Annotated in this window: 29 protein-coding genes; 17 read left to right on the top strand and 12 right to left on the bottom strand. The window is 69.2% G+C overall.

The annotated features are described in order from the left end of the window. The first annotated feature begins 6 nt into the window (after window positions 1–6). The 5 genes from JF543_RS11480 to JF543_RS11460 all read left to right on the top strand — a co-directional run bounded on the left by JF543_RS11480 (window position 7) and on the right by JF543_RS11460 (window position 3971). Window positions 7–414, top strand: coding sequence for a transferase (locus JF543_RS11480; RefSeq protein ID WP_179410013.1), 408 nt, complete (start codon window positions 7–9; stop codon window positions 412–414). Window positions 415–673: 259 nt separating this feature from the next. Then, window positions 674–1420, top strand: a complete 747-nt coding sequence (locus JF543_RS11475) for a LysR family substrate-binding domain-containing protein (RefSeq protein WP_206824439.1) — start codon at window positions 674–676, stop codon at window positions 1418–1420. A 224-nt stretch (window positions 1421–1644) separates the two neighbouring features. Beyond that, window positions 1645–2103, top strand: coding sequence for a GyrI-like domain-containing protein (locus JF543_RS11470; RefSeq protein ID WP_206824438.1), 459 nt, complete (start codon window positions 1645–1647; stop codon window positions 2101–2103). 14 nt (window positions 2104–2117) lie between these two features. Continuing rightward, window positions 2118–3065, top strand: coding sequence for an AraC family transcriptional regulator (locus JF543_RS11465; RefSeq protein WP_307858914.1), 948 nt, complete (start codon window positions 2118–2120; stop codon window positions 3063–3065). A gap of 189 nt (window positions 3066–3254) precedes the next feature. After that, a complete protein-coding gene (locus tag JF543_RS11460) occupies window positions 3255–3971 on the top strand; it encodes a glutamine amidotransferase-related protein (protein ID WP_206824437.1) in 717 nt (238 codons plus the stop codon). A 37-nt stretch (window positions 3972–4008) separates the two neighbouring features. Here JF543_RS11460 and JF543_RS11455 read toward each other — a convergent pair whose 3' ends face one another. Genes JF543_RS11455 through JF543_RS11445 form a run of 3 tightly spaced genes read right to left on the bottom strand, consistent with a single transcriptional unit; the run spans window position 4009 to window position 5859 of the window. After that, window positions 4009–4467, bottom strand: a complete 459-nt coding sequence (locus JF543_RS11455; protein ID WP_206824436.1) for a glutaminase — start codon at window positions 4465–4467, stop codon at window positions 4009–4011. Beyond that, window positions 4464–5672, bottom strand: a complete 1209-nt coding sequence (locus JF543_RS11450; protein ID WP_179410007.1) for a cation:proton antiporter — start codon at window positions 5670–5672, stop codon at window positions 4464–4466. Before JF543_RS11450 ends, JF543_RS11455 begins: the two co-directional genes overlap by 4 nt. 19 nt (window positions 5673–5691) lie before the next feature. Then, window positions 5692–5859 (bottom strand): hypothetical protein, encoded by a 168-nt coding sequence (locus JF543_RS11445; RefSeq protein ID WP_179410006.1) that lies wholly within the window; start codon window positions 5857–5859, stop codon window positions 5692–5694. 207 nt (window positions 5860–6066) lie between these two features. Between JF543_RS11445 and purU the strand changes: the two genes are divergently transcribed. Continuing rightward, the gene (gene purU, locus JF543_RS11440) at window positions 6067–6930 is read left to right on the top strand and encodes a formyltetrahydrofolate deformylase (RefSeq protein ID WP_179410005.1); all 864 of its coding nucleotides are present in this window, start codon (window positions 6067–6069) and stop codon (window positions 6928–6930) included. Window positions 6931–6995: 65 nt separating this feature from the next. On the opposite strand, the gene JF543_RS11435 is transcribed toward purU, so the two are convergent. Both JF543_RS11435 and JF543_RS11430 read right to left on the bottom strand, forming a co-directional pair. Next, window positions 6996–8036, bottom strand: a complete 1041-nt coding sequence (locus JF543_RS11435; protein ID WP_206824435.1) for a nitronate monooxygenase — start codon at window positions 8034–8036, stop codon at window positions 6996–6998. A 36-nt stretch (window positions 8037–8072) separates the two neighbouring features. After that, on the bottom strand, window positions 8073–8396 hold the full coding sequence (locus tag JF543_RS11430) for an ATP-dependent DNA ligase (protein WP_179410003.1): 324 nt from the start codon (window positions 8394–8396) through the stop codon (window positions 8073–8075). A 90-nt stretch (window positions 8397–8486) separates the two neighbouring features. Here JF543_RS11430 and JF543_RS11425 point away from each other — a divergent pair, with 90 nt between their 5' ends. The 5 genes from JF543_RS11425 to JF543_RS11405 all read left to right on the top strand — a co-directional run bounded on the left by JF543_RS11425 (window position 8487) and on the right by JF543_RS11405 (window position 11007). Beyond that, complete coding sequence (locus JF543_RS11425) at window positions 8487–8795, top strand: hypothetical protein (protein WP_179410002.1); 309 nt, start codon at window positions 8487–8489, stop codon at window positions 8793–8795. Between the two features lie 133 nt (window positions 8796–8928). Further along, window positions 8929–9342 carry a CBS domain-containing protein gene (locus JF543_RS11420; protein ID WP_179410001.1) on the top strand — a complete coding sequence of 138 codons (414 nt, stop codon included), beginning with the start codon at window positions 8929–8931 and terminating at the stop codon, window positions 9340–9342. A 17-nt stretch (window positions 9343–9359) separates the two neighbouring features. Next, complete coding sequence (locus tag JF543_RS11415) at window positions 9360–9842, top strand: FHA domain-containing protein (protein ID WP_179410000.1); 483 nt, start codon at window positions 9360–9362, stop codon at window positions 9840–9842. Window positions 9843–9912: 70 nt separating this feature from the next. Next, window positions 9913–10173, top strand: coding sequence for a DUF6412 domain-containing protein (locus tag JF543_RS11410; protein ID WP_179409999.1), 261 nt, complete (start codon window positions 9913–9915; stop codon window positions 10171–10173). A gap of 93 nt (window positions 10174–10266) precedes the next feature. After that, window positions 10267–11007 carry a YidC/Oxa1 family membrane protein insertase gene (locus JF543_RS11405; protein ID WP_206824430.1) on the top strand — a complete coding sequence of 247 codons (741 nt, stop codon included), beginning with the start codon at window positions 10267–10269 and terminating at the stop codon, window positions 11005–11007. 21 nt (window positions 11008–11028) lie between these two features. On the opposite strand, the gene JF543_RS11400 is transcribed toward JF543_RS11405, so the two are convergent. From JF543_RS11400 to JF543_RS11375, 6 genes are read right to left on the bottom strand one after another with little or no spacing between them, the layout of a single operon-like run. After that, window positions 11029–12153 carry an alcohol dehydrogenase catalytic domain-containing protein gene (locus tag JF543_RS11400; RefSeq protein WP_347401150.1) on the bottom strand — a complete coding sequence of 375 codons (1125 nt, stop codon included), beginning with the start codon at window positions 12151–12153 and terminating at the stop codon, window positions 11029–11031. Between the two features lies 1 nt (window position 12154). Beyond that, the gene (locus JF543_RS11395) at window positions 12155–12883 is read right to left on the bottom strand and encodes a phosphonatase-like hydrolase (protein WP_206824428.1); all 729 of its coding nucleotides are present in this window, start codon (window positions 12881–12883) and stop codon (window positions 12155–12157) included. Next, complete coding sequence (locus tag JF543_RS11390; protein ID WP_206824422.1) at window positions 12880–13998, bottom strand: TIGR03364 family FAD-dependent oxidoreductase; 1119 nt, start codon at window positions 13996–13998, stop codon at window positions 12880–12882. The genes JF543_RS11395 and JF543_RS11390 overlap by 4 nt, the downstream gene beginning before the upstream one ends. Beyond that, window positions 13995–15719: a PhnE/PtxC family ABC transporter permease gene (locus JF543_RS11385; RefSeq protein WP_206824421.1), complete on the bottom strand. Its 1725-nt coding sequence runs from the start codon at window positions 15717–15719 to the stop codon at window positions 13995–13997. Before JF543_RS11385 ends, JF543_RS11390 begins: the two co-directional genes overlap by 4 nt. After that, complete coding sequence (gene phnC, locus JF543_RS11380; protein ID WP_179409994.1) at window positions 15716–16534, bottom strand: phosphonate ABC transporter ATP-binding protein; 819 nt, start codon at window positions 16532–16534, stop codon at window positions 15716–15718. The genes JF543_RS11385 and phnC overlap by 4 nt, the downstream gene beginning before the upstream one ends. A 36-nt stretch (window positions 16535–16570) precedes the next feature. Next, window positions 16571–17491: a phosphate/phosphite/phosphonate ABC transporter substrate-binding protein gene (locus JF543_RS11375; protein WP_179409993.1), complete on the bottom strand. Its 921-nt coding sequence runs from the start codon at window positions 17489–17491 to the stop codon at window positions 16571–16573. A gap of 173 nt (window positions 17492–17664) precedes the next feature. Between JF543_RS11375 and JF543_RS11370 the strand changes: the two genes are divergently transcribed. Continuing rightward, on the top strand, window positions 17665–18411 hold the full coding sequence (locus JF543_RS11370; protein ID WP_179409992.1) for a GntR family transcriptional regulator: 747 nt from the start codon (window positions 17665–17667) through the stop codon (window positions 18409–18411). 32 nt (window positions 18412–18443) lie between these two features. Here JF543_RS11370 and JF543_RS11365 read toward each other — a convergent pair whose 3' ends face one another. Continuing rightward, window positions 18444–19307: an EamA family transporter gene (locus tag JF543_RS11365; protein ID WP_179409991.1), complete on the bottom strand. Its 864-nt coding sequence runs from the start codon at window positions 19305–19307 to the stop codon at window positions 18444–18446. Between the two features lie 115 nt (window positions 19308–19422). Between JF543_RS11365 and JF543_RS11360 the strand changes: the two genes are divergently transcribed. The 5 genes from JF543_RS11360 to JF543_RS11340 all read left to right on the top strand — a co-directional run bounded on the left by JF543_RS11360 (window position 19423) and on the right by JF543_RS11340 (window position 24587). Then, a complete protein-coding gene (locus tag JF543_RS11360) occupies window positions 19423–20712 on the top strand; it encodes a M18 family aminopeptidase (protein WP_179409990.1) in 1290 nt (429 codons plus the stop codon). A gap of 57 nt (window positions 20713–20769) precedes the next feature. Then, window positions 20770–22239 carry a purine-cytosine permease family protein gene (locus JF543_RS11355; RefSeq protein WP_206824415.1) on the top strand — a complete coding sequence of 490 codons (1470 nt, stop codon included), beginning with the start codon at window positions 20770–20772 and terminating at the stop codon, window positions 22237–22239. 118 nt (window positions 22240–22357) lie between these two features. After that, window positions 22358–22642 (top strand): hypothetical protein, encoded by a 285-nt coding sequence (locus JF543_RS11350; RefSeq protein WP_206824411.1) that lies wholly within the window; start codon window positions 22358–22360, stop codon window positions 22640–22642. 53 nt (window positions 22643–22695) lie between these two features. Further along, window positions 22696–23544, top strand: coding sequence for a tryptophan 2,3-dioxygenase (locus JF543_RS11345; RefSeq protein ID WP_206824409.1), 849 nt, complete (start codon window positions 22696–22698; stop codon window positions 23542–23544). Further along, the gene (locus JF543_RS11340) at window positions 23541–24587 is read left to right on the top strand and encodes a hydrolase (protein WP_206824407.1); all 1047 of its coding nucleotides are present in this window, start codon (window positions 23541–23543) and stop codon (window positions 24585–24587) included. The genes JF543_RS11345 and JF543_RS11340 overlap by 4 nt, the downstream gene beginning before the upstream one ends.

Below are 24587 nucleotides of genomic sequence, written 5' to 3'. Positions count from 1 at the left end.
GGAATCGTGGGTAAGAACTACATCGATATCGAAGACGACCACGGCGAGACGCTGCGCTACCGCAAGCACGTCAACGGACGCGGTCTCGTCGCGCACGGCGCGAAGGTGAATCCGAAAGCCTTCGTCGAGGTCGGCGCCTATATCGAACCCGGCGCGCGTGTGGGTGCAGGAGCGCGGATCGCGCGCGGTGCCTGGATCGAACCGGATGCCGTCATCGGCGAGAACGCGCGGATCGACGCGCACGCCCACATCGGCCCCGGCGCCGCCGTCGGCGACAGCGCCTGGATCGGCGTGCGCACCGAGATCGGCGCGGGTGTACGCGTCGCACGGGGCACCCGCATCGGCCACGATGAGAGCGTCGCCCCCGGCCTGACCGTCATCCCCGATCAGAAGGGGCTGTGGCTGGCCGCCTAAGCTCGGAGTGAACAGCCCGCCGCTCTCCATGCGTGCGGGCTGTTGCTTTGCCACCCGCCGTTCACAACTCCGGAGAAACGTGCGCCCGCACCGGCCGGAGCCGCCAGATGCGGCTCCGGCAGGGTGAATCTCCGGAGTTGTGAACGCAACCGCCCGCGCACTGCAGCCGCGCTCACAACGACCGGCGTTCGAAGGGCTGCCGCAGTCGTCGCACCGAGGACCCGTACGCCTCGACCGCCGTGGTCGATACGCTGAACTCATGAAGAACGACCGGCGCCGCCCTGCCCGCGGGGGTCGCCCTGCCCGGCCGGGCGCGGGCAAGCAGACACCGCAGAAGGGTAAGCCCGCGCAGAAGAAGAGCCCCGCGAAGAAGGCTCCGTCGGTGCGCTTCGACGAACCGGCACCGCTCCCCGAAGAGCCTCGCGTCTTCCGCCTGGGTGTGATTCCCGGAGCGACGCCGGGCAAGTGGGTCGACCTGTGGAAGCAGCGGATGCCGCACGTCGAGATCGAGCTGGTGCCCATCTCGGTCGCCGCTCAGCGGCGGCAGCTCGACGAGCTCGACGCCGGGATCGTGCGGATGCCCGTCGAGCACCCCGATGCGCTGCACGTCATTCCGTTGTATGACGAGCTGCCGGTCGTGGTGGCATCCGCCGAATCGCATCTCATGGCCGGCGATGAACTGCAGGCCGATGATCTCGCGGGCGAGGTGCTGATCACGCCCGCCGACGACGTGCTCGGCGATCTCGGACTGCCCACGGTCGCACCGCGCTTCGCGCAACTGGCGAGCACCGAAGACGCGATCGCCACCGCGGCAACGGGCACCGGCATCGTCGTGGTGCCGATGTCGCTGGCGCGCCTTCACCACCGCAAGGACGCCGACTACCGGCTGCTCGCGGGCGGGCCGACCTCGACCGTCGGGTTGGCCTGGCGGCGCGAGGCAACCACCCCCGATGTCGAGGCGTTCGTCGGTATTGTGCGGGGCCGCACCGCGAACTCGTCGCGCTGACGGCATCCGCTCTTCACCCCCCTCACGAGGGGTCAAGAAACGCTGGGTGCACGGGCCTCGACCCGACAGATATTGACCCCTCGTGGGGGCGGACTCGTGGGTGGTGGGCGCGTGGGTGGGGGTGGGCGCGTGCGGGGGCGGGGATGGGGATGGGGATCGGGATCGGGGTGGCGAGCAGCGCCGGTGGCACGTATTGCACAGCGGCGCGTCTCTAGCGTCGAGGCATGGACACTCCCACGTACTTCACCAATCCCCCGTTCACTGTTCTCGGATTCGCCATCCGCACTGACGGCGCCGGGTCTCAGACGTCGATCCCCGCGCTCTGGGAACGCGTGCACAGCGAAGGTCTCCTCGAATCGATCCCTGGTCGCCGCACCGACAGCGTCTATGCCGTGTACACCCACCTCGAGAACGCCGGCGTCAACCGCGATGGGTGGTTCACCTTCCTCATCGGCGCAGAGGTCGATCCCGCCACTCCTGTGCCCAACGGGATGACTTTGGTCACCGTGCCGCAATCCGCCCGGGCGACATTCAACGTGCCCGGCGCAGACCCGACACGCGTGATCGAGGCGTGGAGCGAGGCGTGGGGGTTCGACGACGGGCGAAAGACCTTCCTGTGCGAGTACGAGGAGTACGGCGCCAACGGCGTCTTCGTCGCACTCGGGGTGAACGAACAGGGCTGATACGACGCCGTGACATGCTGGATCGACCCTGCGCTGGTGCGCGACCCGACAAGGTTGCGCACCAGCGCCCAGCACGGCGAGGAGATGTCTTGGGGCCACGAGAGGTGTTGTCGTACGAGGAGCGCTTTGATCTCGTACTCTCGCACGTCTACGAGAACCTGGATCAGCCGCTGGATCTCGTGAGGATGGCAGAGGTAGCCGGCATGTCTGCAAGGCACTGGCACCGTATCTTCACCGCCGCCTTCGGGGAGACACTGCCAGCGCTCGTGAAACGGGTGAGGATGCAACAGGCGGTCGCCCTGCTGACTGAGGGCATCCCGATCCACGAAGTCGCCGAGCGATGCGGGTACCCGAACGTCTCCTCGTTCACCCGAGCGTTCCGGCACATGGTCGGCGTCACGCCTGCCGAGTACCGAACCGGTGGCGCGCACGTCGATCTGAACGTCGCACGCATCACCGACGACCCACGGCGGTATCTCGTCCGCGACGTCGAGCGCGAGACAACGCGTTGCATCGCGATCCGCCATCGTGGCTCGTTCTTCACCATCGACCGGACGTTCCACGATCTGCGGGTCTGGCTTCTGGCGCACGGTCTGGCTCTCGATACCTGCGAGATGTACGGCGTGTACCTCTCGGACCCGTCTCGTACGGACACGGCGGACCTCGAGTCACTGGCCTGCGTCAGCGTGCCGGATGACTTCTCACCCGAGCTACGTCCGCTCTCGCCGGATGCCCCGACTCCGCAGTGGTACTTCCTGCGGGCGGGGCGCTACGCGGCGCTCACGCACGAGGGTGCCTACGCCGACATGCCGTCGAGCTACGCATGGCTGTTCGGCTGCTGGCTCCCCGCCTCCGGACGGACCCTGACCGACGATCCGGTGGTCGAGCATTATCTGAGCCCGACCCAGAGCGCACCGACGGCCGTGCGGACCGACCTGCTGCTGCCGCTGGCCGCGGCCTGACGTCAGCATCCCGCATCCCGCATCCCGCACCCCACACCCCACGAGGGGGGGTCTCCTCACGAGGGGTCAACGAACGCTGGGTGCGCGGGCCTCGACCCGACAGATATTGACCCCTCGTGGGGAGGGGTCGTGGGGAGGGGTCGTGGGGAGGGCACCGAGGGCACCGGGCGCGCCGAATAGAATCGCTCCATGTCTTCGGTGCTCTACGTGTGCGTCCGCCCCGAGCGCAGCGCGGCCGACGCCGAGCACCGCTCGTTCAGCCGCGGACTCGGCATCGGACCCCTCGATCGCATCGACCTGATGCACACCCCTCTGCGCGCGATTGACTGGCAGAGCTACGACGGCTTCGTCATCGGCGGATCGCCGTTCAACGTCACCGACGCCGACAAGAGCGCCGAGCAGCTCAGCGTCGAAGACGATCTGCGTCGTATCGCGCAGCGCGCGCTCGACGCCTCAGCCCTGGCGATGTTCACCTGCTACGGCATCGGCGTGGTCACGCGGATGCTCGGCGGAGAGGTACACACCGGTCGGCCCGAGCGCGCCAGCGCGACACGTGTCACCCTCACCGCCGCCGGCACCGACGACCCGCTGTTCGGCCCGAGTGGAGACAGCCTCTCGGTCTTCACCGCGCACAAGGAGTCGGCTCGCGAGACACCGCCGACGGCCGTGCTGCTCGCCACCAACGATGCCTGCACGGTGCAGGCCTACCGCGTCGGCGACCATCTGTACGCCACGCAGTTCCACCCCGAGGCGTCGCCGCAGGACTTCGCCGACCGCATGGCCGTGTATCGGGCATCCGGTTACTTCGACCCGGCGCAGTACGACGCGACAGAGCGCGCGATCCTCGCCGCGACCGTCGAGGGCGACGAGCTGCTCAACAGGTTCTCGCGGCTGGTCGGCGTCTGATGCCTCCCCGGCTGGCGCCGCCTGACGTGCGGCGTCTTCAGCCGACAGCGAGCGAGATCTGCTCGTCGAGATATCCCGCCAAGGGCACGAACGGCGCTCGCGGCGCCCAGCGCACGTGCGGCTCACCGTCGACCAGCGCGAGCGGACCGGAGACGCCACCGGCATCCACCGTCGCGAGGTCGATGGTCTCCCAGCCGACGTGCACGACCTCACCTTCCGCGAACCCGCCCCGGTAGGCCTGCGCCCGCCGGTCTGCGCGGGCACGCGCCGACTCGGCGGCGTACCCACGGCGCACCGGCGCGGCGGCGCGCAGCACCTCGTTCGTCGCCAGCACGCCGTCATCGGTCAGCAGCAACACGCCGAGGTGCCATGCCTGCCCGGCGCGGACGATACGGGTCCCTCGCCACCGCGACGAACGCTCACGTCCGAGACTCTCGCGAGGGACGGATGCCAGGCGTTCACGCGCGTGGTGCAACACGGCGCTCGTGCTCGTCACAGTTCCCCCTGCGATTCGGATCCGGCGCGGGCCTGGACAGCGGCGCGGTCGCCGCGCAGCGTCATGCCGATCAGCGGGTACAGCAGCACCGACAGCATCCCCGCACCGATCAACGCCGCGGCGATGTGCGACCCGATCAGGTCGCGATCGACGCCGATCGCCGCGACCGCGACGATGATGGGCAACCCTGTCGCCGCGAGGAATGCGAGAGCGCTCCGATCGCGCATCCCCATGCCGTCGGATGCTGAGAACTGGGCTGCTGTGCCGCGGATGATCAGCATCGCGAGCAGCAGCACCGGCACGAGCGCGGTCGCCAGCGGAGACTCCAGAAGTGCGTCCAGGTCGAACGTCACTCCGGTGTAGATGAAGAAGATCGGCACCAGGAACCCGAACGCGATCCCCTCGATCTTGCTGTCGACCTGGGCGGCATCCTCTTCATCGGCGCTGGAGATGACGATGCGCCATACGGTTCCGGCGACGAACGCCCCGAGCAGGATGTCTAGGTCGAGCCACAGGCTGAGCGCGACCAGCGCGGCGATCAACAGCAGCAGGAAGCGCACACCGAACTGCGCCGACGTGTGCAGGGTCGCACTCACGAAGGCGTGCAGCCTGCCGTGCGGAATGCGGCGCGCGGCGAAGACGGCCAGCAGCGCCAGCACGACGAACAGCAGCAGCACGACCGTGGCGACCGACGCCGAGCGCACGCCGAGAAAGATCGAGATCGCGATCAGCGGCAGGAACTCGCCCACGGTACCGATCACTGTGACGGCCCGGCCGAAGGGCGTCGTCAGCTCGCCGGCGTCGCGCAGGATCGGCATCAGGGTTCCCAGCGCCGTCGAGCTGAGGGCGATCGCGATGACGATCATGCCCTCGCCGGGGACGAGCAGGAATCCGACACCGAGTCCGAGCACGATGCTCAGCGCCCACCCGAGCGATGCACGGGCGAGCGGTCGGCGGCCGATCGTGGCGAAGTCGATCTCGGATCCGGCAAGGAAGAAGAGCATCGCGAGCCCGAACTCCGAGAACATGCCGATGAACTCGTTCGGATGCACCCATCCGAACACCGCGGGGCCGACCAGAATCCCGAGCAACAGCTCGAAGACGACGACGGGCACGCGCATGATCGGCCCGATCGCCCGCCCGAGAAGCGGTGCCAGCACCGCGAGCAGCGGGATCAGGACCAGACCGAGTGCGCTCTCTTCCACCCGCTCAGCGTATAGCGCTTCAGACGCCGCTCTTGCGTCCGCCGATCACCCTGATCAGGAATGCGATCAACGCGATGACGCCGACGATCAGCGCCACCCACAGCAACCAGTTCAGAGCGGCGTTGAGCCCCGAGAAGATCGCGACGATGATCGCGATGATGATGATGATCACGAGCAGGCTGTTCATGATGAGCTCCTCTGCGTTGACGTGATGCGCGGATGCTCCGCACATCACGTCAGACTTTGCCCGGTTCGGCGCGGCCGGTCGCGGGGGTTGACGACATCGGATGCCGGTGCTATCCCCCGCGCCGATGCGGCGGCCCTGTCGTCACCTGGTTCGCACCCGCGTGCGCATGCGGGCAGAATCGACAGATACCCCAGTTCAGGAGCATCCATGCCGCACACCGACACCGCACGCCTTCTTATCGCCTGCGACGACCAGCCGGGCATCGTCGCCGCCGTCGCGGGAACGCTGGCCGAGCACGGTGCGAACATCATCTCGCTCGATCAGCATTCGACCGATGATGAGGGCGGGCGCTTCTTCCAGCGCACGGTGATCCACCTCGACGGCCTTGCCGCGAAGCGCCCTGCTCTGGAGGCCTCACTCGCCGGTGTCGCCGAGCGCTTCGGCATGGACTGGTCGTTGCACGACACGGCAAAGCGCAAGCGCGTGGCGATCTTCGTGTCGAAGTACGACCACTGCTTGCTGGAGCTGCTGTGGCGCACGCAGCGCGGCGAGCTCGACATCGACGTGACGATGGTGGTCTCGAACCACCCCGACCTGGCGGCGTCGGTGCGCTCGTTCGGGGTGCCGTTCGTGCACATCCCCTCCGGGTCGGATGCTGAGGCGAAGGCCGCGATGGAGGCTCGCCAGCTAGAGCTGCTGCAGGGCAACGTCGACCTGGTGGTCTTGGCGCGGTACATGCAGATCCTCAGCGACGACTTCATCGAGCGCGTCGGTGCGCCGGTGATCAACATCCACCACTCGTTCCTGCCGGCGTTCATCGGGGCGAACCCCTATGCGCGGGCAAAGGAGCGGGGCGTGAAGCTGATCGGCGCGACGGCGCACTATGCCACGGCCGACCTCGACGAGGGGCCGATCATCGAGCAGGATGTCACTCGCGTCACGCACGCCGAGTCGTCGGCCGAGTTGCAGCGCCGCGGCGCCGATGTCGAACGGTACGTGCTCGCCCGCGCCGTGAAGTGGCACGCCGAGGATCGCGTGATCGTGCACGGCCGTTCCACGGTCATCCTCTGAGCCCTTGCCCCTCACCGATGAGAGGGGCGTTTCCTCCTGAAGGGTGCGTTCGCCGAAGCGCCGGGTCAGGCGGGCAGGCCGGCCGCCAGCTCGGCGAACACCTCACGGGCAGTCTCGCCGCGCGCGAGCGGCGCCGACTGCCCCAGCCACAGCGACTGCAGCTCTCCGATGCCTCTCTCGCCGGCGACAGCACGGAAGCGCCCCGTGAGCCAGTTCTGCGCGGGGAAGGGCGCGATGGCATCGGATGCCTCGATCTCGGCGACCACGCGGTTTCGCGCCCCGCGGGCGAGCCGCCCGCTCATGGCACGGGTGAGCACACTGGCATCCGCACTCGTCGTGCGGATCGCCGCGCGGTGCGCGTCGTTCGCCGCCGACTCGGCGGTCGCGAGGAACGACGTCCCCACCTGCACGCCCGCCGCGCCGAGCGCGAATGCCGCGGCAACGCCGCGCCGGTCGGCGACGCCGCCGGCCGCGATGACCGGCACGCTGACAGCATCCGCCACTTGCGGCAGCAACGCGAACAGCCCCACCAACGATTCCTCCGCGGGACGCAGGAACGACACCCGGTGCCCTGCGGCCTCGGCGCCGGTCGCGACGATGGCATCCGCCCCGCCCGCTTCGAGCGCGCGGGCCTCGGCGACCGTCGTCGCCGTTCCGATCACGCGGATGCCACGGCGATGCGCCTCATCGACGAGCGCGCGCGGGGGAACACCGAAGACGACGCTCAAGGCGGCCGGCGCGGCATCCCAGATGGCGTCGAGCTGCTCGTCGAGCGAGGGCAGATACCTCTCGGGGCGCGGCGGCAGCTCCAGCCCCACCTCGTCGAAGTACGGCCGCAGGGCCATCGCGTACGCATCGTGCGCCGTGGTGGGCGCGACCTCGTCGCCGGTCGGCAACCAGATGTTCAGCGCGAAGGGTGCGTCGGTCGCCGCGCGCAGCGCCGCGGCCGTCTCACGGATGCGCTTGCCGTCATAACCGTAGAGACCGTACGAGCCGAGACCACCGGCCGCGCTGACGGCGGCTGTGAGCGGCACCGAGGAGAGCCCGCCGAACGGCGCCAGGACGATCGGATGCCGGATGCCGAGCAGGTCGCGCAGATCAGTCACCCTTCGAGGCTACGCCCGCCCGGGCACTCGTCGCGCTCACTCCTCGACGTGTACGGTCGGCTCCTCGGGCGGTTCGGGCACGACGCGCAGGCCGGTGGGCGAGTTGGCGGTGAACGCCAGGGCCTCGATCCACGCGCGGTTGATCTCGGGCTGCCTGCTGCCGTAGTACTTGAACACCAGCGAGCTGCTCGGCTGCACCCACACGGTCGTGCGTCCTCCGCCGACGCTGGCGTCTTCACGCCAGCTGAACGGGAACGGCTCCCCGCGCCGCAGTTTGGCCGTCATGACCATCTGCACGTGGGTGAGAGCCCGGTCCTCGATCTCGGTCTTGACGCTGCTCTCGTAGACGAACTTGCCCATCTTCGTGCGCCTTTCTGCTGAGCGGTGTGTCCTGATCGAGAGCGGTGCGCCACCTGGAACCCTCCGCGTCAGTGGGGCAAGCTTAGCCCCATGGGATTGCTCTTCTACGGCGGCAACACTGAGCCGATCGAGATCGAAGATCGGGCGCTGGCGCACCTCAAGGTGGTCATCTCGACGAAGCTGCGTCGCAATGAGAGCTTCACCCTGTCGTGGCAGCATCCGGCCGACGGCCCGACGGGGCGGTCGACGATCTGGTTGCACCCGTCGATCCCGCTGCGGTTCGTGTTCAGCGAGCCGGAGACCCCGCCGCTGAGCCCCGAGTGGATGAATGCTCTGGCCAACTCGGCCAATGCGAACGGTGGCATCACTCTGCTGCCCGAGCACCTCGACGGCAACTGACCTGCGGCGCGTCACGCCCTGACGTGAGGCGCCCTCTCTGTCAACCCCTTTCTGCTCACGACCGGGTGGTCGTTACGGTCGTGGCACACGAGCACCGCCCACGGGGAATCGCACGGACAGGGAGGACAGGGCCATGACCCTGACGCGAGAGATCATGACACCGAACGCCCAGTGCATCGGCGAGAACGACGCGCTGTCGATCGCCGCCGAACGGATGAGCGCGCATGACATCGGGGCCCTGCCGATCTGCGGTGAGGACGGCCGCCTCAAGGGCATGCTGACCGATCGGGACATCGTCGTGAAGGCGGTCGCGATCGGCCTGGACCCCGAGACGACGAACGCCGGCCGGTTGGCCGGCGGTCGCCCCGTCGTGGTCGACGCCGACAGCGAGGTCGAACACGCTCTGACCCTGATGCAGGAGAACCGGGTGCGCCGACTTCCGGTGATCTCCCACCGCCGTCTGGTCGGCATCATCAGTCAGGCCGATATCGCCCGCCACCTGGCGGCGGTCACCACCGGCCGCACCGTGGAAGCGATCTCGCGCTGAGAACAGGAGGAGACGACATGGACGAGCGACAGCCCGGATACCATCCGACGACGACGCACGCGGGCTGGGGAGCAGGACGGCCGCATCTGCGCATCACCGGAGCGGACGATGAGCGCAGCACCTTCGACATCACCGTCGACCAGGTGACGATCGGTTCGGGTGCCGGAAGCACGCTGCTGCTGCCGGGTGCCGACGCGTTGCACGCCACCATCGTCCACGACGATCGTGACGAGTACGTGTTGACCATGCACGGTGCGGGCGCGATGAACGCCAACCGCGAGGAGGATGCCGAACCGCACTCCGAGATCCTGCGCACGGGCGCCCACTTCACCATCGGCGAGTGGTTGCTCGTCTTCGCCCGGGAGGAGTTCGCCGACCACGGCCGCCCCTTCGGCGGACGCGAGGGCGGTGAACTGTCGGATCAGGACTCGCAGCCGGCGCGCCCCGACTATCGCGGGGACGACGAGCGCCCGCGAGGGCACGAGGTGCGGGACGGTTGAGCGGCGCCGCGACCGAAACGGCGGATGCTACGCTCAGACCTCCTGACCGGAGGCGCGAATGATCGAGGCGATGAGCACCCTGCTGCAGCTGTTGCTGTCGGCGCTCGGTGCCGTGCCCGTTCCCGGCCCCGGGATGCTGGGCATGGCCGCTGTGCTCGTCGCCCTGGCCGTCGTCGCGGTGACGCTCGCCGTGTTGGCGCCGCAGACGGGCATCCGCACCACGACACGTGCGCTCCGCTGGATCGATCTGTCGACGCGGCTCGCGCAGAGTCACCCCGATGCCGACGGGCATCCGCGTCCGCGAGCGCCGGGGGCGACGTTCGCCGCGTGACCCCCGGCTGAGGAAGCGCCGTCCGGCGCCCGACGCAGAACGTGGGATACGCGGCTTTCGCCGACCCTTCCCGCACTCGCGATCGGACGCATCTTGGACATCTTCGCCCTGCCCCCTCTGACTCTTCTGCTCGACGGCGCGTATCGCGCCCTGCTCGCCCTCTCGTATCTGTTCGAACCGGTGGCGAGCACGAATGCGGCCGCGCTCGCCGTCGTCGCCGTGACCGTTGTCGTGCGCATCCTGCTGATCCCGGTCGGTATCTCTCAGGCCAAGGCCGAGCAGATGCGCGCACGGTTGGCCCCGAAACTGCGCGACCTGCAGAAGCGGCACGCCAAAGACCGGGAGCGGCTGCAGCGCGAGACGCTCGCGCTGTACAAGGACGAGAACGCCTCACCGCTGGCTGGTTGCCTGCCGCTGATCGTGCAGGCCGCGGTCGTGGGTGTGCTGTACACCCTGTTCTTGCGGCCCGAGATCGCCGGGCACCCGAACGAGCTCCTCGCCCAGGATCTGTTCGGCGCTCCGCTTGGTGACTCGCTGCTGACGGCGGTCGGCGGCGGGCTGACCGTGTCGACCGGCATCGTCTGGGCGGTCGTGCTGGTCGTGATCCTGATCGTGGCTGAGATCACGCGGCGGGTGTTCCGCCCGCAGGTTCCCGATGAGGGTCCGCTGGCGGCTCCCGGGATGCTGGGTGTGCTCAACGCCCTGCACTATCTGACGGCGGTGTTCGCGGTGTTCGTGCCGCTCGCCGCGGCGCTGTACCTGGTCGTCACGGTCTTGTGGACTCTGGCGCAGCGCGCGGTGCTGCGCCGCCGCTACCCGTTGCCGTCGCAGTAGCCGGCGGCCGGCGCATCGGCATCAGCGGGGTGCGATGCCGATGCGCAACGGCGCATCGGGGGCCGCGGCGGCAGCCAGTGCGGCGTCGAGATGGGTGAGCGGATGCACCGCACCGACCACCTCGTCGAACGGGTAGGCCGCACCGTGGCGTTCGAGGAACGTCACCGCGTCGGCGAGGTGACCCGCCGCGTAGTTGTGCACGCCGGTCACCGTCAGCATCCGCCGCACGATCGACTCGGCATCCATAGGCACCGGATCGGCGGGGAAGACGCTGCCGACCAGCACGACGGTTCCGCCGACCGCCACATCGGCGAGGGCGGTCGAGACGGCATGGCCGGAGGCCTCGACCACGATGTCGGGTTCTGCGGTCGGATCGGATGCCCGCGCTCCGAATCTCTCGGCGAGCGCAGCGCGCTTCGGGTTCGGGTCGCGCACCTCGACCTGCGCACCGCGCGAGGCGGCGATCGCCGCGGCCGAGAGGCCGACCAGGCCGGCGCCGTGGATGCGCACCCGCACGCCGTGAAGCGCGCGCCCCTGGGCCGCGCGGTCGATCGCCGCCATCGCGGTCGCCGTCGCACACGAGGCCGGCGCCAGCACGCCCGCCGGCAGCGCCTCGGGAACGCGCACGAGGGCCGTCCCGCGACGCAGCTGGGCGTGACTGGCGAAACCACCGGTGAGTTCGCGTCTCGGTGCGATGCGCTCGTGGCCGTACTTGCCGAGGTCGCGGCACTTCTGCGTCATGCCGGCCTCACAGCGATCGCACGCACCGCACGACACCGTCACCGACCAGACCACGCGGTCACCGACCCGCAGCGGGGCGCCGCCGACGGCCTGGGCGCCGGCGGCGCCGATGGCGATCACGCGCCCGACGCTCTCGTGCCCGAGCACGAGCGGAGTCGGAGCGGGGCGCCGTCCCTGCACGGTGTGCACATCCGAACCGCACACGGTCGACAGCTCGATCGCGACAAGGACGTCTTCGGGGGCGAGGGTCACACCGGGAACGGCGACCGGTTCGTGGGGGTGGTCGACTCCGACGAACGCCATCGTCGCGGCCGCCGGACGCAGTACGACATCGCCGGATCTGCCGTCGGCGTCGGCGTCTCTCGTGCGCGGCGGCCTCGACGCCGCCCGCAGTCCTGCGCGCACGTCAGCGCGCCGCAGAGGCGGATTCCGACGCCAGCGGCGCTGCCGCCAGCAAGCCCCGCGCGGCGAGCACCGAGCGCAGGTCCGCCACGCTGCGCAGCACCGCATCGGGCTGCGCCCCGAGGAGCGCTGCCTCATCGTGGGCACCGGTGAGCACACCGGCGACGAAGCCGGCCCCCGCCCGACGTCCGGTCAGGACGTCGCTGGCCGTGTCACCCACGACCGCGACCGCCTGCACCGATGACGCCCCGGTGCGCAGCAGCGCGGCCAACACCAGATCCGGATGCGGACGCCCGCGACCGGCATCCACCGGTGACAGGGCGACATCGACCAGGTCGCGCCACCCCAGCGCCTCGAGCAGTGCATCGCGCGTGACCGGCGCGAACCCGGTGGTCAACGCGACCTGCACGCCGTCGTTCCGCAACTGTTCGATCGCTGCGCGCGCTCCCGGGATCTCCTCTGCGCCGTGTTCGGCGATGATCTCGTCGTATGCGGCCTCGAACGCCGCCGTGGCACGCTCGGCCGCCACGCGGTCGCCCCCGGCCAGGTGCGTGAACACCTCGATCTTGGACTGCCCCATCGTGTCGCGCACGTACTGCAGTGACTGTTCCCACGGCATGCGGTCGGCGACGCCGGTGCGTTCGGCGGCGCGCTGGAAGGCGCGCTCCACCACGCCGTCATCGCGCACCGTGGTTCCGGCCATGTCGAGCACGACGAGTTCGATAGCGGTCATTGGTGGGCCTCCTGAAGATGGGGGAAGAGGGCGGTCTCGGCGAGGCCGAGCCCGCAGGTCATACCGATGCCGGTGGTCGCGGCGAGCACGAGAACACCATCGGCGGGGGTCTCGATGAGGAACTCATCCGGCCCCGATGCGTACACGCCCTGCCAGCGCTCCAACACGCGGATGTCGTCGACGGCCAAGAGCCCCCGTGCCTCCTCGAGCAGTGCCGAGAAGGCGGCCTCGGGCTGGAACGGCGCGGGTTGCACCGCCTTGGCATGGGTGTCTCCGACGATGAGCGAACCGTCCGGGAGCTGGGTGTACATCTGGTTCAGATCGAGCGCGGCCAGGTCGGGCCGCTCGGTGTGCAGCCGCGCGCGCAGCACGTCGGCCTCGGGCAGTGCTGCGAAGCGTCCGTACCGCACGAGCGACCAGCCGGTCAGCAGCGGCGCCGCCAGTGGCGTGGGCAGATCGACCGCCACGCGCATCATGTCGAGGGCGCACCGCTGCACGCCCGCGCGCTCGGCGAGCTCGGGCAGCAACTGATCGAGGTCGTGGTTGACCGCCACCACAATGCGATCGGCATCGATCGCACCGCGCGAGGTCTGCACCCGACCGGCAGCGATGGACGTCACCGCGGTGCGGAAGAGGAACTCGACACCGGCGGCTGCGAGATGACGGATGATCGCGGCGGGCGCTTCGCGCGGGTTCACCTGCAGGTCGCCGTCGACGATCGCGCCGCCGATCACACCCTCGTGCCGCACAGGTGCCTGCTCACGGAGCTCGTCCGCCGTCAGCAGGCGCATGCCGCCCTCACGTGCCGCCGCTGCCAGCAGCGCCTGCTCGTCGTCGTGTCGGGCGGCGATGAGGGTGCCCGACTCACGCACTCGGAACCCTGCGTCGTGCCCGAGACGCAGCCAGATGTCGCGGCTGACTTCACCGTACTGCCGCGCCTGGCCGATCTGCGCTCCGATGCAGATGTGCCCGAAGTTGCGCACGGTGGCTCCGACCGGCCCTTCTGTGCGGTCGATCACGATCACGCGGTGGCCGCGTCGCACGGCGGCGTACGCGGCACCGAGACCGACGATTCCCGATCCGACGATCACCACGTCGGCCTGTGTCGCGTTCATCGGAACACCTTTCTCATCCACATCGCCAGCCCCTCCACGGCGAGCACGGTGACCAGGATCATGATCACGATGCTGCCGACGAGCTGGTAGTTCGACCCCTGCCCGGCATTGAGCAGGTAGTAGCCCACACCGCCGCCGCCGACGATGCCGAGCAGGGTGGCCGCGCGCACGTTCGTGTCGAGCATGTAGAACGTGTGGCCGATCAGCGCCCGCGCCCCCTGGGGCACGGTCGCCCCGGCATACACCTGGAGTCGGGTGGCTCCGGCGGCCATGAGCGCGCGTTCCGGACCGCGATCGACCTCTTCGAAGGAGTCCGCGATGAGCTTGCCGAGCAGCCCGATGCCCCCGATCGCGAGCGCGATGGTTCCCGCCTGCGGTCCGAGTCCGGTGATGATGATCAGCACGATCGCGAGGATCAGTTCGGGAACCCCGCGGATGATCACCAGCAGCAGTCGGAATCCGCCCCGCGTGGTGGGCCCGGGTGCGACGTTGCGTGCGGCCAGCGAGCCGACGATGAGCGAGAGCACGAAGGTGATGAGAGTCGCCGCCAACGCGATGCGGATCGTGTCGAGCATGGCCGCGGCGATGGTCTCGAATCCGTAGCTGCCGAAGTTCGGGGGCCAGAACGACGCGAGCACCGTCGGCACCTTGCTCCAGAAGGTGGCGAAGTCGCTCCAGACGATGTCGCTGACGATGATCGATCCCACGACGATCGCCACGGCGATCCATGCGGCGATGGTGTTGCGCACGCGGATGGCCGTCCACGGGCGGCGCGCGGCGTCATCGATGCTCGCGAATCCCCGGTTGTGAGCCGCGGCAGGGCGCGCAGCTGCCCTGCGTCGGAACAGACGGATGAACACGCCTCGGCCGGCGTCCTTCTCGCCGAGCATGGCGACGCGCACCGCGCTGGAGATGATCTCCATCACGACGCACAGGAGGAAGATCACGAGGGCGATGCCAAGACCCAGGCCGTAGTTCAGCGATTTGAAGGCGTACGACATCTCCAGCCCGAGTCCGGCCACACCGACGTAGCCGAGCACCACCGAGCCTCGGAGGTTGATGTCGTTTCGATGCAGCACGGTGGCGACCCAGCTCGGCAGCACCTGAGGCAGGATGCCCGCGGTGAACTCCTGCAGGCGGGTGCCGCCGCCGGCGCGGATCGCCAGGCGGGGTCCTTCGTCGATCTGCTCGATCGCATCGGCGAACATCTTCGAGATCATGCCGATCGAGTGGATGCCGATGGCGAGGATGCCCGGGAGCGTGCCCAGCGAGAACATCAGCACGAACACCATCGCGAGCACGACGTCGGGCAGCGCCCGGGTGAACACACCGATGAACCGGGCGATGGCGCGCGCGCCGGCATTGGGGCTCGTGTTCGCCGCAGCCAAGTAGGCGATCGGCACGGACAACGCTGCGGCGAGCAGAGTGCCGGTGAGCACGAGACCCACCGTCAGTACAGTCAGGTGCAGCAGCTCGGCCGGCTCGGGAAAGCGCAGGCCCCCGACGCGGGCGAAGAAGTTCTGCGCGTTCGTCATGCTGTCGGCGACGCCCGCGAAGGTGATGTTCAGGTCGATCAGCGCACCCACCGCGAGTCCCGCGATGACCACGAGGGTCAGCCCCGCGCTGATCCGTTCCGGGCTGAGCCGTCGGCGCGGGGCGCGAGCGGTCAGCTCATCTGCCGCAGAACCGGGGGCGGCGGTCGACGGTGCGAGCAGGGTCATGCCACCGGCTCCGCGACGCGCAGCTCGTCCTCCAGCATCCGCATCTCGGCGGTGGTGGTGGCCACGCGGCCGTAGATCTCCATCACCTGGGCCTTGTCGAGGCCCGAGGTCGCGGTATCGAGCACCACCTCGCCGTGCCTGAGCCCGACGATACGATCGGCCCAGTCGATGGCGAGGTCCACCTGATGCAGGCTGCAGACCACGGTGAGTCCCTCGTCGGCGGCGATCTGTCGGATCAGCGACATCACCTGCGAGCTCGACTCAGGGTCGAGCGAGGCGACCGGTTCATCGGCGAGCAGCACCTCGGGGTTCTGCATGAGGGCGCGGGCGATGGCGACGCGCTGCTGCTGACCGCCCGACAGGGTATCGGCACGCTGGTAGGCGCGGTCGAGCAGTCCGACGCGGTCGAGGTGCCCGAGCGCACGCAGCCGGTCGGCGCGCGAGTACGACCACAGCCCCAACCGGGGACCGCGCAGCGCCGACAGCGCCCCGGTCAGCACGTTCTCGAGCACGGTGAGCGATCCGACCAGCTCGAACTGCTGAAAGATGAAACCGACCCGGCTGCGCAGTTGGCGCAGCCGGCGGCCGCGCAGCGCGGGTACGTTCTCACCGAGCACGCCGACCGTGCCGGCGGTGGGCAGTTCCAGTGCATCGATGTGCCGCAGCAGGGTGGACTTGCCCGATCCCGAGAGGCCGAGCAGGACGACGATCTCGCCGCGCGCGACAGTGAGGTCGACATCGGTGAGCGCCCGGGTCGCGCCGAAGTGCTTCGTGAGCGCCTCGATGCGGATGACCGGCTCTGTGTTCGTGTTCATGCTCGTCTCTCTCGGGATCGTCGGTTCACCGGCGGATCACGCCTGGCACTGGCTGGCGTTGGTCTTCTTGCAGATGTCGCGGATCAGGTCGTAGTAGGCGTCGTCGACGGGCTTGGTCTCGAAGAACACCGAGCGGAAGCCCTCGGAGTCGGCGCTGGTGATTCCGGCGCCGACGATCTCGTCGATGCTGACCTCGGCGAGCAGGTCGACCAGTTCGCTCTTGAGCTCCTCGGGCAGGTTGTCGGAGTAGACCAGGGGCGCGCCCGGAACCATCGTCTCGGCGATGACCTTGACCTTGTCGGACTTGGCGACCTCGGAGTCCTCGGCGAAGCCGACCTCGCACTCCTTGCCCTCACCGGTCTTGGTGACGCTGACGTCGTGCTTTCCGGCGAAGACGGGGGTCACGTCGTTCTGCGGGTCGATGCCGGCGTCGAGCAGGTTGTAGCTCGGGAACAGGTAGCCCGAGGTCGACGACGGGTCGACGAAGCAGACCTTCTTGCCGGCGAAGTCGTCGATGGTCTCGACGTCACTGTCGACGGGCGCGATCGCCATCGAGTAGTAGCCGGGCTCCTGCCCCTCCTTGGTGACGATCGACGAGATCGGGGTGAGCTTGGCGCCGTTGTTGGTGGCCGTGATGTATGTGAATCCCGAGAAGGAGGCGACGTCGACCTTGCCGGCGATGGCGGCCTCGATCAGCGCGGCGTAGTCGGTCGACTCGTGGTACTCGACCTTCTTGCCGGTCTCCTGGGCGATGTACTCCATGAGGGGGCTGTAGTTGGTCTCGGTGTCGACCGAGTCCGGGACCACACCGAAGACGAGCGTGTTCTCATCGACGGCGAAGCCCGCCGAGGATGCGGCGCCATCGGCGGGCGCCGCGTCGGCGGTGCCAGAGCAGGCGGACAGGCCGAGGGCGAGAGCTGCTGCACCGGCCAGGACGGGAAGAGCACGAAGCTTCATGAGGACCTTTCGGAGATCGAGGGGGAAGGCGTCCGTCAGAGACTCTTGCAGGCCACAGCGCGAGAAAGGTACCTAACTCGGGAAAGTTCAGCGGTCGTTCACCCGTGATTCCAGCAGATGACGAGTTGGGAAACAGCACAACCCGAGCGGACTGCGCCAAGTAGTATGCCGATGTGGCCGAACTTGTCTACACGCGTATTGCCGACGACCTCCGGGCTCGGATCGCCGACGGCGACCTGCGCCCCGGCGACGACGTGCCCACCGAGGCCGAACTCGCCGAGCGCTGGAACACCTCGCGCGGCCCGATCCGCAACGCCCTCGGTGTACTGCGCGCCGAAGGGCTGATCGAGACGCACCGCGGACGCCCCGCACGCGTGGTCTCACGCAAGGCGAATCAACCGGTCGACACGTCTGTGCCGTTCACCCGCTGGGCGCGCGATCTCGGAGTGACTCCCGGTGCCGTCACGCAAGAGCTGAGCCTTCGCCGCGCCGATGCCGAGACGGCCGCCGCACTGCAGGTCGCCCCGGGCGAGACGATCATGAGTGTCGTGCGCCTAAGGCTGCTCGATGGTCGCCCCACCATGCTCGAGCGGCTGCGCTACCGCGAAGACGTGGGCAGGCTGCTTCTGGACGTCGACACCGATGCCATCTCGATCACCGAGTACCTCGCGTCGCAGGGCCACGGAATCGTCGGGCTGCAGCACGAGATCGACGCGGTGGCTGCCGATGCGCAGGATGCTGCGCTGCTGCGCGTCGCCCCGGGATCCCCGATCCTCCGCCTGAGCCGCATCTCTCGAGACGCCGACGGCCGTGTCTTCGAGGCCTCGGAGGATCGCTACCTCAGCGAGGTGGTGCGGTTCACCGTCGCCGCGTCCGGCATCTCGGATCACGGGCAGTACCTACGCGCCGTGGGCGGCTGAGCCACCGGCATCCGACTCCGCGCCGACACCGCTCAGAACGCGAGCAGCACGACCCCGGCGACGACCACCAGCGACGCCGCGATCCTGAGCCCCGGTCGGGACTCCTTCAGCACGAATGCGCCGAACAGACTGATCAGCACGACGCTGACCTCGCGCAGCGGCGCGATCAGTGCCACGGGCGCGATCGTGATCGCCTGCAGCACGAGGATGTACGACAGCGGCGAGAGGATGCCGAAGGCGATGATCCTGCGCCACTGGAGCCGCCCCAGCTGCCACACCGCCCTCCAACGGCGTCCCACCGCGGCACTGTAGACCGGCACCTGCAACAGCGTCGCACCGACCATGAAGGCCACTGGCGACAGGCTCCATTCGCGCACGGCGTGGGCATCCCAGATCGTGTACGTCGCGATCATCACCCCGGTGAGCACACCGAACAGCACCGCGGGGTCGAGCCCGCGGCGGGGAGCCGACGCGCTGCGGTCGATGAGGCCGACGGCGATGACGCCGACGAGCACCAGGGCGACACCGCCCAGGGCGATCGCCGAGGGGCGCTCGCCGAGAAGCGCTACGGCGATGATCACGGCCAGGAACGGGCCGCTCCCCCGCGCGGTCGCGTACACGGTCGAGAGATCGCCGAGCTGGTAGCCGCGTTGCAGCACCGCCATGTAGAGCACGTGCAGCACCGCCGAGACTCCGATGCCCAACAGGAAACCGTGCACGTCGTCGGTTCCGAGACCGCCGGTGAACGGGATGACGCCCACCCAGATGATCGAACTCGCCACGGCTCCCCACCACAGGAACGGCACCCCGGCGCGGCTGACGTTGTGGGCGATGACGTTCCAGGCGGCATGAGCGACGGCGGCGCTGAGCGCGAGCGCGATGGCGACGACCGGCATCCGATCCCTTCTGCCCGAGGGCGCGACGGACTGAAGACACCGTCGCCTCACACTATCCCGCCGCGTCGGGCGGGCTCTTCCGGCGCCCCGTCCCACGGCGGCTAGGCTCGGTGTCATGCCTGCTGCCTCTGCCGCCCACTCGCACGCCGCCGACCTCGCCGACTTCGTCGCCGCCTCGCCGTCGAGCTACCACGCCGCCGAAGAGGTCGCCCGCAGGCTCGAAGACGCCGGTTTCACCCGTCTCGACGAGGCCGACGCCTGGCCCACCCAGGCCGGCGGCCGCTACGTGATCGTGCGCGACGGCGCTGCCATCGCCTGGGCCGTTCCCGCGGACGCCACCGCGACCACCCCCGTCCACGTGCTGGGTGCCCACACCGACTCCCCCGGGTTCAAGCTCAAGCCCAAGCCCACCACGGGCGCCAAGGGCTGGCTGCAGGCCGCCGTCGAGGTGTACGGCGGCCCCCTGCTGAACTCCTGGCTTGACCGCGAGCTGCGCCTCGCCGGCCGCCTGGCACTCGCCGACGGCCGCGTCGTGCTCGCCGCCACGGGGCCCCTGCTGCGCCTTCCGCAGCTGGCCATCCACCTCGACCGCGGTGTGAACGACGGCCTCGCGCTCGACAAGCAGACCGGCACCCAGCCGGTGTGGGGCCTCGGCGAGCCGGAGTCGGCCGACATCCTCGCCGAACTCGCGGCGGCCGCGAACGTCGACCCCGCCGAGATCCGCGGCTTCGACGCGGTCGTGGCGGATGCCGCCCACGGCACGATCTTCGGCAAGGACGACGCGTTCTTCGCCTCGGGGCGCCTGGACGACCTCGCCTCGGTGCACGCCGGTGTCGTCGCACTCATCGAGGCCGTCGGCTCCGGGGCATCTGGCACCGTCATCCCCATGCTCGCCGCGTTCGACCACGAAGAACTCGGCTCGGCATCGCGCTCGGGCGCAGCGGGGCCGATCCTCGAGGACGTCCTCGAGCGCATCTACGCCTCTCTCGGGTCGGATGCCGAAGACCTGCGCCGCGCGTACACGTCGTCGTGGTGCCTGTCGAGCGATGTCGGCCACTCGGTGCACCCGAACTTCGTGCAGCGCCACGACCCGGTCGTGCAGCCGGTGCTCGGCTCGGGACCCATCCTCAAGATCAACGCCAACCAGCGCTACGCCACCGACGCCGTCGGAGCGGCCGCCTGGGCATCGTGGTGTGAGTCGGCCGGCGTGGGCTCGCAGGAGTTCGTGTCGAACAACGCCGTGCCATGCGGTTCGACGATCGGACCGATCACCGCGACCCGCCTGGGCATCCGCACGGTCGACGTCGGCATCCCGATCCTGTCGATGCACTCGGCGCGCGAACTGGCCGGCGTCAGCGACCTGTACGACCTCTCCCGCGTGGCGCGGGCGTTCTTCGCCGTCTGATCCCGCCCCGAGAGGCGAGTACTCGCACCGGACCAGCGGCAGTGCCAGGATGAGACCATGACCGCCACACCTCCGGCATCCGCTTCGCCCTCCGCGCGCCCGGCGCTCATCGAGCGCGCCGGCATCGAGATCATCCCCGAATCCGAGCGGACGGCGAAGCCGCGCGACCTGTTCTGGCCGTGGTTCGCCGCGAACGTGTCGGTGTTCGGCCTGAGCTACGGAGCCTTTGTTCTTCAGTTCGGCATCTCGTTCTGGCAGGCGACGCTGGTGTCGGTCATCGGCGTCGTCGTGTCGTTCTTCCTGTGCGGACTGATCGCGATCGCCGGCAAGCGCGGCTCGGCACCGACCATGGTGCTCTCGCGCGCCGCGTTCGGCGTGCACGGTCAGAAGGTTCCCGGCATCGTCTCGTGGCTGACCTCGATCGGCTGGGAGACGTTCCTGGCGATCATGGCCGTCCTCGCAACGGCGACGGTGATCACCCAGCTCGGCGGTGACGGCGACAGTGTCGCCCTGAAGATCGCCGCGACGATCGTGGTCGCCGCACTCATCGTCGCCGCCTCGGTGCTCGGCTACCACACGATCATGAAGCTGCAGTCGGTGCTCACCTGGCTGACCGGCATCGTCACGATCCTCTACATCATCCTCGCCAGCAGCAGCATCGATCTGGCCGCCGTGATGTCGATCCCCGACGGCAGCACCGGCGCCGTGATCGGCGCACTCGTGATGGTCATGACCGGCTTCGGTCTGGGATGGATCAACATCGCGGCCGACTGGTCGCGGTATCAGAAGCGCACGGCATCCGACGGCGCCATCGTGCTGTGGAACACCGTCGGCGGCGCCATCGCCCCCGTGGTCCTGGTGGTCTTCGGTCTGCTGCTCGCCGGCTCCGACCCGGCACTCATGGACGCCGTGGCCACCGACCCGATCGGCGCACTCGCGACCATCCTCCCGATCTGGGTGCTCGTGCCGTTCCTGCTCACCGCGGTGCTCGCCCTGGTCTCGGGTGCGGTGCTCGGCATCTACTCGTCGGGCCTGACGCTGATCAGCCTCGGCATCCGCATCCCGCGCCCCACGGCGGCAGCGGTCGACGGCATCATCCTCACCCTCGGCACGGTCTGGGTGGTGTTCTTCGCGACCGACTTCCTGGGCCCCTTCCAGTCGTTCCTCATCACGCTCGGCGTGCCCCTGGCGTCGTGGGCCGGCATCCTCATCGCCGACATCCTGCGCCGCCGCAAGGACTACGACGAGGATGCCCTGTTCGACGCCCGCGGCCGGTACGGCGCGTGGGACTGGACCTCAGTGGGCACCATGGTCGGCGCGAGCGCGATCGGGTGGGGGCTGGTCATCAACCTCTTCGCCGCCGAGGCCGCCTGGAACAACTGGCAGGGCTACCTGCTGTTCCTCATCGGCGGCCGCGATGGCGAATGGGCGTACGCGAACCTGGGCGTATTCGTCGCCCTCGTGCTGTCGTTCGCCATCACCTGGTTCGCCCGAGCGGGACGCATCCGCCGCCAGGAACAGGCCTGATCCGCCGCCGGATCTCCTCCCCCGCGCACGGTCCGGCCGCACTACACTGACCAGCAACCGGGGCGGCGACCTCTTCTCGCGACGGCGGGTGCGGGCCCCGACGAAGGGACGCAGAACGATGGGATACGACGACTACGGCTGGGCCGCGGGGCTCGGGATCGGCATGTTCATCCTGGGTGCCGTGGTGTACCTCGGGGTCCTGGCGCTGACGATCTGGGTGGGCTACCTGATCATGCGCACGGCGGTGAAGAACGGCATCTTGAAGGCCGATGAAGAGCGAGCGCGGCGCGGCTACGCGGCCACCAGCGCGCCTCCGATGAGCGCGCAGGCGGCCGGATCGCAGACACCGCCCGCGCCGGGAACGTACCCGCCCTCACCGGGGAACTACCCGCCGCAGGGCTGACACCACACATCTCACACCTGTGACGGCCGCCACGAAAGTGATACATTCGGGGCATGGCCGACAATGAGCGCTCCCTCGAAGACGGAATCGTCACCGACCTGAAGGATCGGATGACCTACGGGTCGTACCTCGACCTCGACCGACTGCTCGGCGCACAGCATCCGGTGTCGCAACCCGAGCACCACGACGAGATGCTGTTCATCATCCAGCACCAGACGACCGAGCTCTGGCTCAAGCTGGTGCTGCACGAGCTCGGCACCGCGCGCGACCGTCTCGCCGAAGACGACCTGCGCGCGGCCCTCAAGCACATCGCCCGCGTCAAGCACATCCAAGAGGTCCTGACACAGCAGTGGTCGGTGCTGGCGACCCTGACCCCCACCGAGTATGCGCAGTTCCGCGGCGACCTCGGCAACTCGTCCGGGTTCCAGTCGGTGCAGTACCGGTGCGTCGAGTTCGCGCTCGGCAACAAGAACGAGCGGATGCTGAGCGTGTTCGCCGACCACCCGGCCAACCTCGCGCTGCTGACCGCCGAGTGGGAGCGCCCCACACTGTACGACGAGTTCCTGCGCTACGTCGCACGCCGCGGGCTCGCCGTGCCACACGAGACCCTCGACCGCGATGTGCGCCAGCCGTACCGCGAGAACACCGAGCTGGTCGCCGCGATCCGTGAGATCTACGAGCACCCGAACGAGCATTGGGACCTGTACGAGGCGTGCGAGGAGCTCGTCGACGTCGAGGACAACTTCCAGTTCTGGCGCTTCCGCCACCTGCGCACGGTCTCACGCACGATCGGCCACAAGGTCGGCACCGGCGGATCCAGCGGCGTCGGCTTCCTGCAGCGCGCGCTCGATCTGACCTTCTTCCCCGAGCTGTACAGCGTGCGCACCGAGATCGGCAGATGACCCCCTCGGACGCGGTGGTACACGCCGCGCGCTTCTTCGACGGCGTGTCCGTGCGCGACGGGATGCTGACGTCGACCGGCGGCGGGATGACGCTCGTCGCGGGCGCAGCGCCGGCCGGCACGCCGCGACTCGATGGCCTGGTCACGGGACGGTTCACCGATCATCACGTGCACCTGCAGCTGGTGGATCACACGCTCCTGGCGGGCTCACGGCTCGGCACGGTCGTCGATCTGGGGGCCGACCCCGGCTGGATCCGGGCCCTGGCAGACAACCGCACTGCACACAACTCCGGAGATTCTGGCTCTGCACGGCCCGATAGGGCCCTGGCAGCCCCGAGCCGGGCAGTTTCTCCGGAGTTGCGTCCGCGCATCCGCTACGCCGGCCCCTTCCTCACCGCCGTCGGCGGATACCCGTCCGACCGCGCGTGGGCCCCGGCCGGGTCTGTGCGCGAGATCGCGGATGCTGACGACGCCGCGCGCGCGGTCGAAGAGGCCGCAGCGGCCGGCGCCTCGATCATCAAAGTCGTCGCACACAGCGAGGCGGGCGCCGTGCTCGACGATGACGCGATCCGGGCGATCGTGCACCGGGCGGCGGAGCACCGGCTTCCCGTCGTCGCGCACGCCGAAGGCCGCGGGCAGGCCCAGCGCGTCGTGCGCCTCGGCGTCACCGTGCTGGCCCACGCACCGTTCTCGGAGCGTCTGACCGACGACGAGATCGCCGCGCAGGCGGCATCCGCCACGTGGATCTCGACCATGGCGATCCATGATGACGAGGCGCGCGTGATCGTCACCGACAACATGAGCCGCTTCGCCGCCGCCGGCGGCGTGGTCGTCTACGGCAGCGACATGGGCAACGGCCCGATGCCGGTCGACCTGCGCGAGGCCGAGATCAACGCACTGCGCGACGCCGGGGTCGACGGCATCGCCCTGCTCACGGCGCTGGCACCCGCCGATCCGCTGATCGTGGGCGCTCCCCTGCTGCTTCTTCCCGATGACGACCCGAACCGGGCGCACCACCTCACCACCACTGATCTGGAGCACTGA

This window comes from Microbacterium esteraromaticum (assembly GCF_017303215.1).
GTDB lineage: Bacteria > Actinomycetota > Actinomycetes > Actinomycetales > Microbacteriaceae > Microbacterium > Microbacterium esteraromaticum_C.
The sequence above is the reverse complement of the archived record's forward strand: the minus strand, read 5'-3'. Positions and strand labels throughout refer to the sequence as shown.

Bases quoted from the DNA above. Each gene is read 5' to 3' on its own strand.
- JF543_RS11475 (WP_206824439.1), top strand. From the start codon at position 674: ATGAAGAACGACCGGCGCCGCCCTGCCCGCGGGGGTCGCCCTGCCCGG.
- JF543_RS11470 (WP_206824438.1), top strand. From the start codon at position 1,645: ATGGACACTCCCACGTACTTCACCAATCCCCCGTTCACTGTTCTCGGA.
- JF543_RS11465 (WP_307858914.1), top strand. From the start codon at position 2,118: ATGCTGGATCGACCCTGCGCTGGTGCGCGACCCGACAAGGTTGCGCAC.
- JF543_RS11460 (WP_206824437.1), top strand. From the start codon at position 3,255: ATGTCTTCGGTGCTCTACGTGTGCGTCCGCCCCGAGCGCAGCGCGGCC.
- JF543_RS11445 (WP_179410006.1), bottom strand. From the start codon at position 5,859: ATGAACAGCCTGCTCGTGATCATCATCATCATCGCGATCATCGTCGCG.
- purU (WP_179410005.1), top strand. From the start codon at position 6,067: ATGCCGCACACCGACACCGCACGCCTTCTTATCGCCTGCGACGACCAG.
- JF543_RS11430 (WP_179410003.1), bottom strand. From the start codon at position 8,396: ATGGGCAAGTTCGTCTACGAGAGCAGCGTCAAGACCGAGATCGAGGAC.
- JF543_RS11425 (WP_179410002.1), top strand. From the start codon at position 8,487: ATGGGATTGCTCTTCTACGGCGGCAACACTGAGCCGATCGAGATCGAA.
- JF543_RS11420 (WP_179410001.1), top strand. From the start codon at position 8,929: ATGACCCTGACGCGAGAGATCATGACACCGAACGCCCAGTGCATCGGC.
- JF543_RS11415 (WP_179410000.1), top strand. From the start codon at position 9,360: ATGGACGAGCGACAGCCCGGATACCATCCGACGACGACGCACGCGGGC.
- JF543_RS11410 (WP_179409999.1), top strand. From the start codon at position 9,913: ATGAGCACCCTGCTGCAGCTGTTGCTGTCGGCGCTCGGTGCCGTGCCC.
- JF543_RS11395 (WP_206824428.1), bottom strand. From the start codon at position 12,883: ATGACCGCTATCGAACTCGTCGTGCTCGACATGGCCGGAACCACGGTG.
- JF543_RS11390 (WP_206824422.1), bottom strand. From the start codon at position 13,998: ATGAACGCGACACAGGCCGACGTGGTGATCGTCGGATCGGGAATCGTC.
- JF543_RS11385 (WP_206824421.1), bottom strand. From the start codon at position 15,719: ATGACCCTGCTCGCACCGTCGACCGCCGCCCCCGGTTCTGCGGCAGAT.
- phnC (WP_179409994.1), bottom strand. From the start codon at position 16,534: ATGAACACGAACACAGAGCCGGTCATCCGCATCGAGGCGCTCACGAAG.
- JF543_RS11375 (WP_179409993.1), bottom strand. From the start codon at position 17,491: ATGAAGCTTCGTGCTCTTCCCGTCCTGGCCGGTGCAGCAGCTCTCGCC.
- JF543_RS11365 (WP_179409991.1), bottom strand. From the start codon at position 19,307: ATGCCGGTCGTCGCCATCGCGCTCGCGCTCAGCGCCGCCGTCGCTCAT.
- JF543_RS11360 (WP_179409990.1), top strand. From the start codon at position 19,423: ATGCCTGCTGCCTCTGCCGCCCACTCGCACGCCGCCGACCTCGCCGAC.
- JF543_RS11355 (WP_206824415.1), top strand. From the start codon at position 20,770: ATGACCGCCACACCTCCGGCATCCGCTTCGCCCTCCGCGCGCCCGGCG.
- JF543_RS11350 (WP_206824411.1), top strand. From the start codon at position 22,358: ATGGGATACGACGACTACGGCTGGGCCGCGGGGCTCGGGATCGGCATG.
- JF543_RS11345 (WP_206824409.1), top strand. From the start codon at position 22,696: ATGGCCGACAATGAGCGCTCCCTCGAAGACGGAATCGTCACCGACCTG.
- JF543_RS11340 (WP_206824407.1), top strand. From the start codon at position 23,541: ATGACCCCCTCGGACGCGGTGGTACACGCCGCGCGCTTCTTCGACGGC.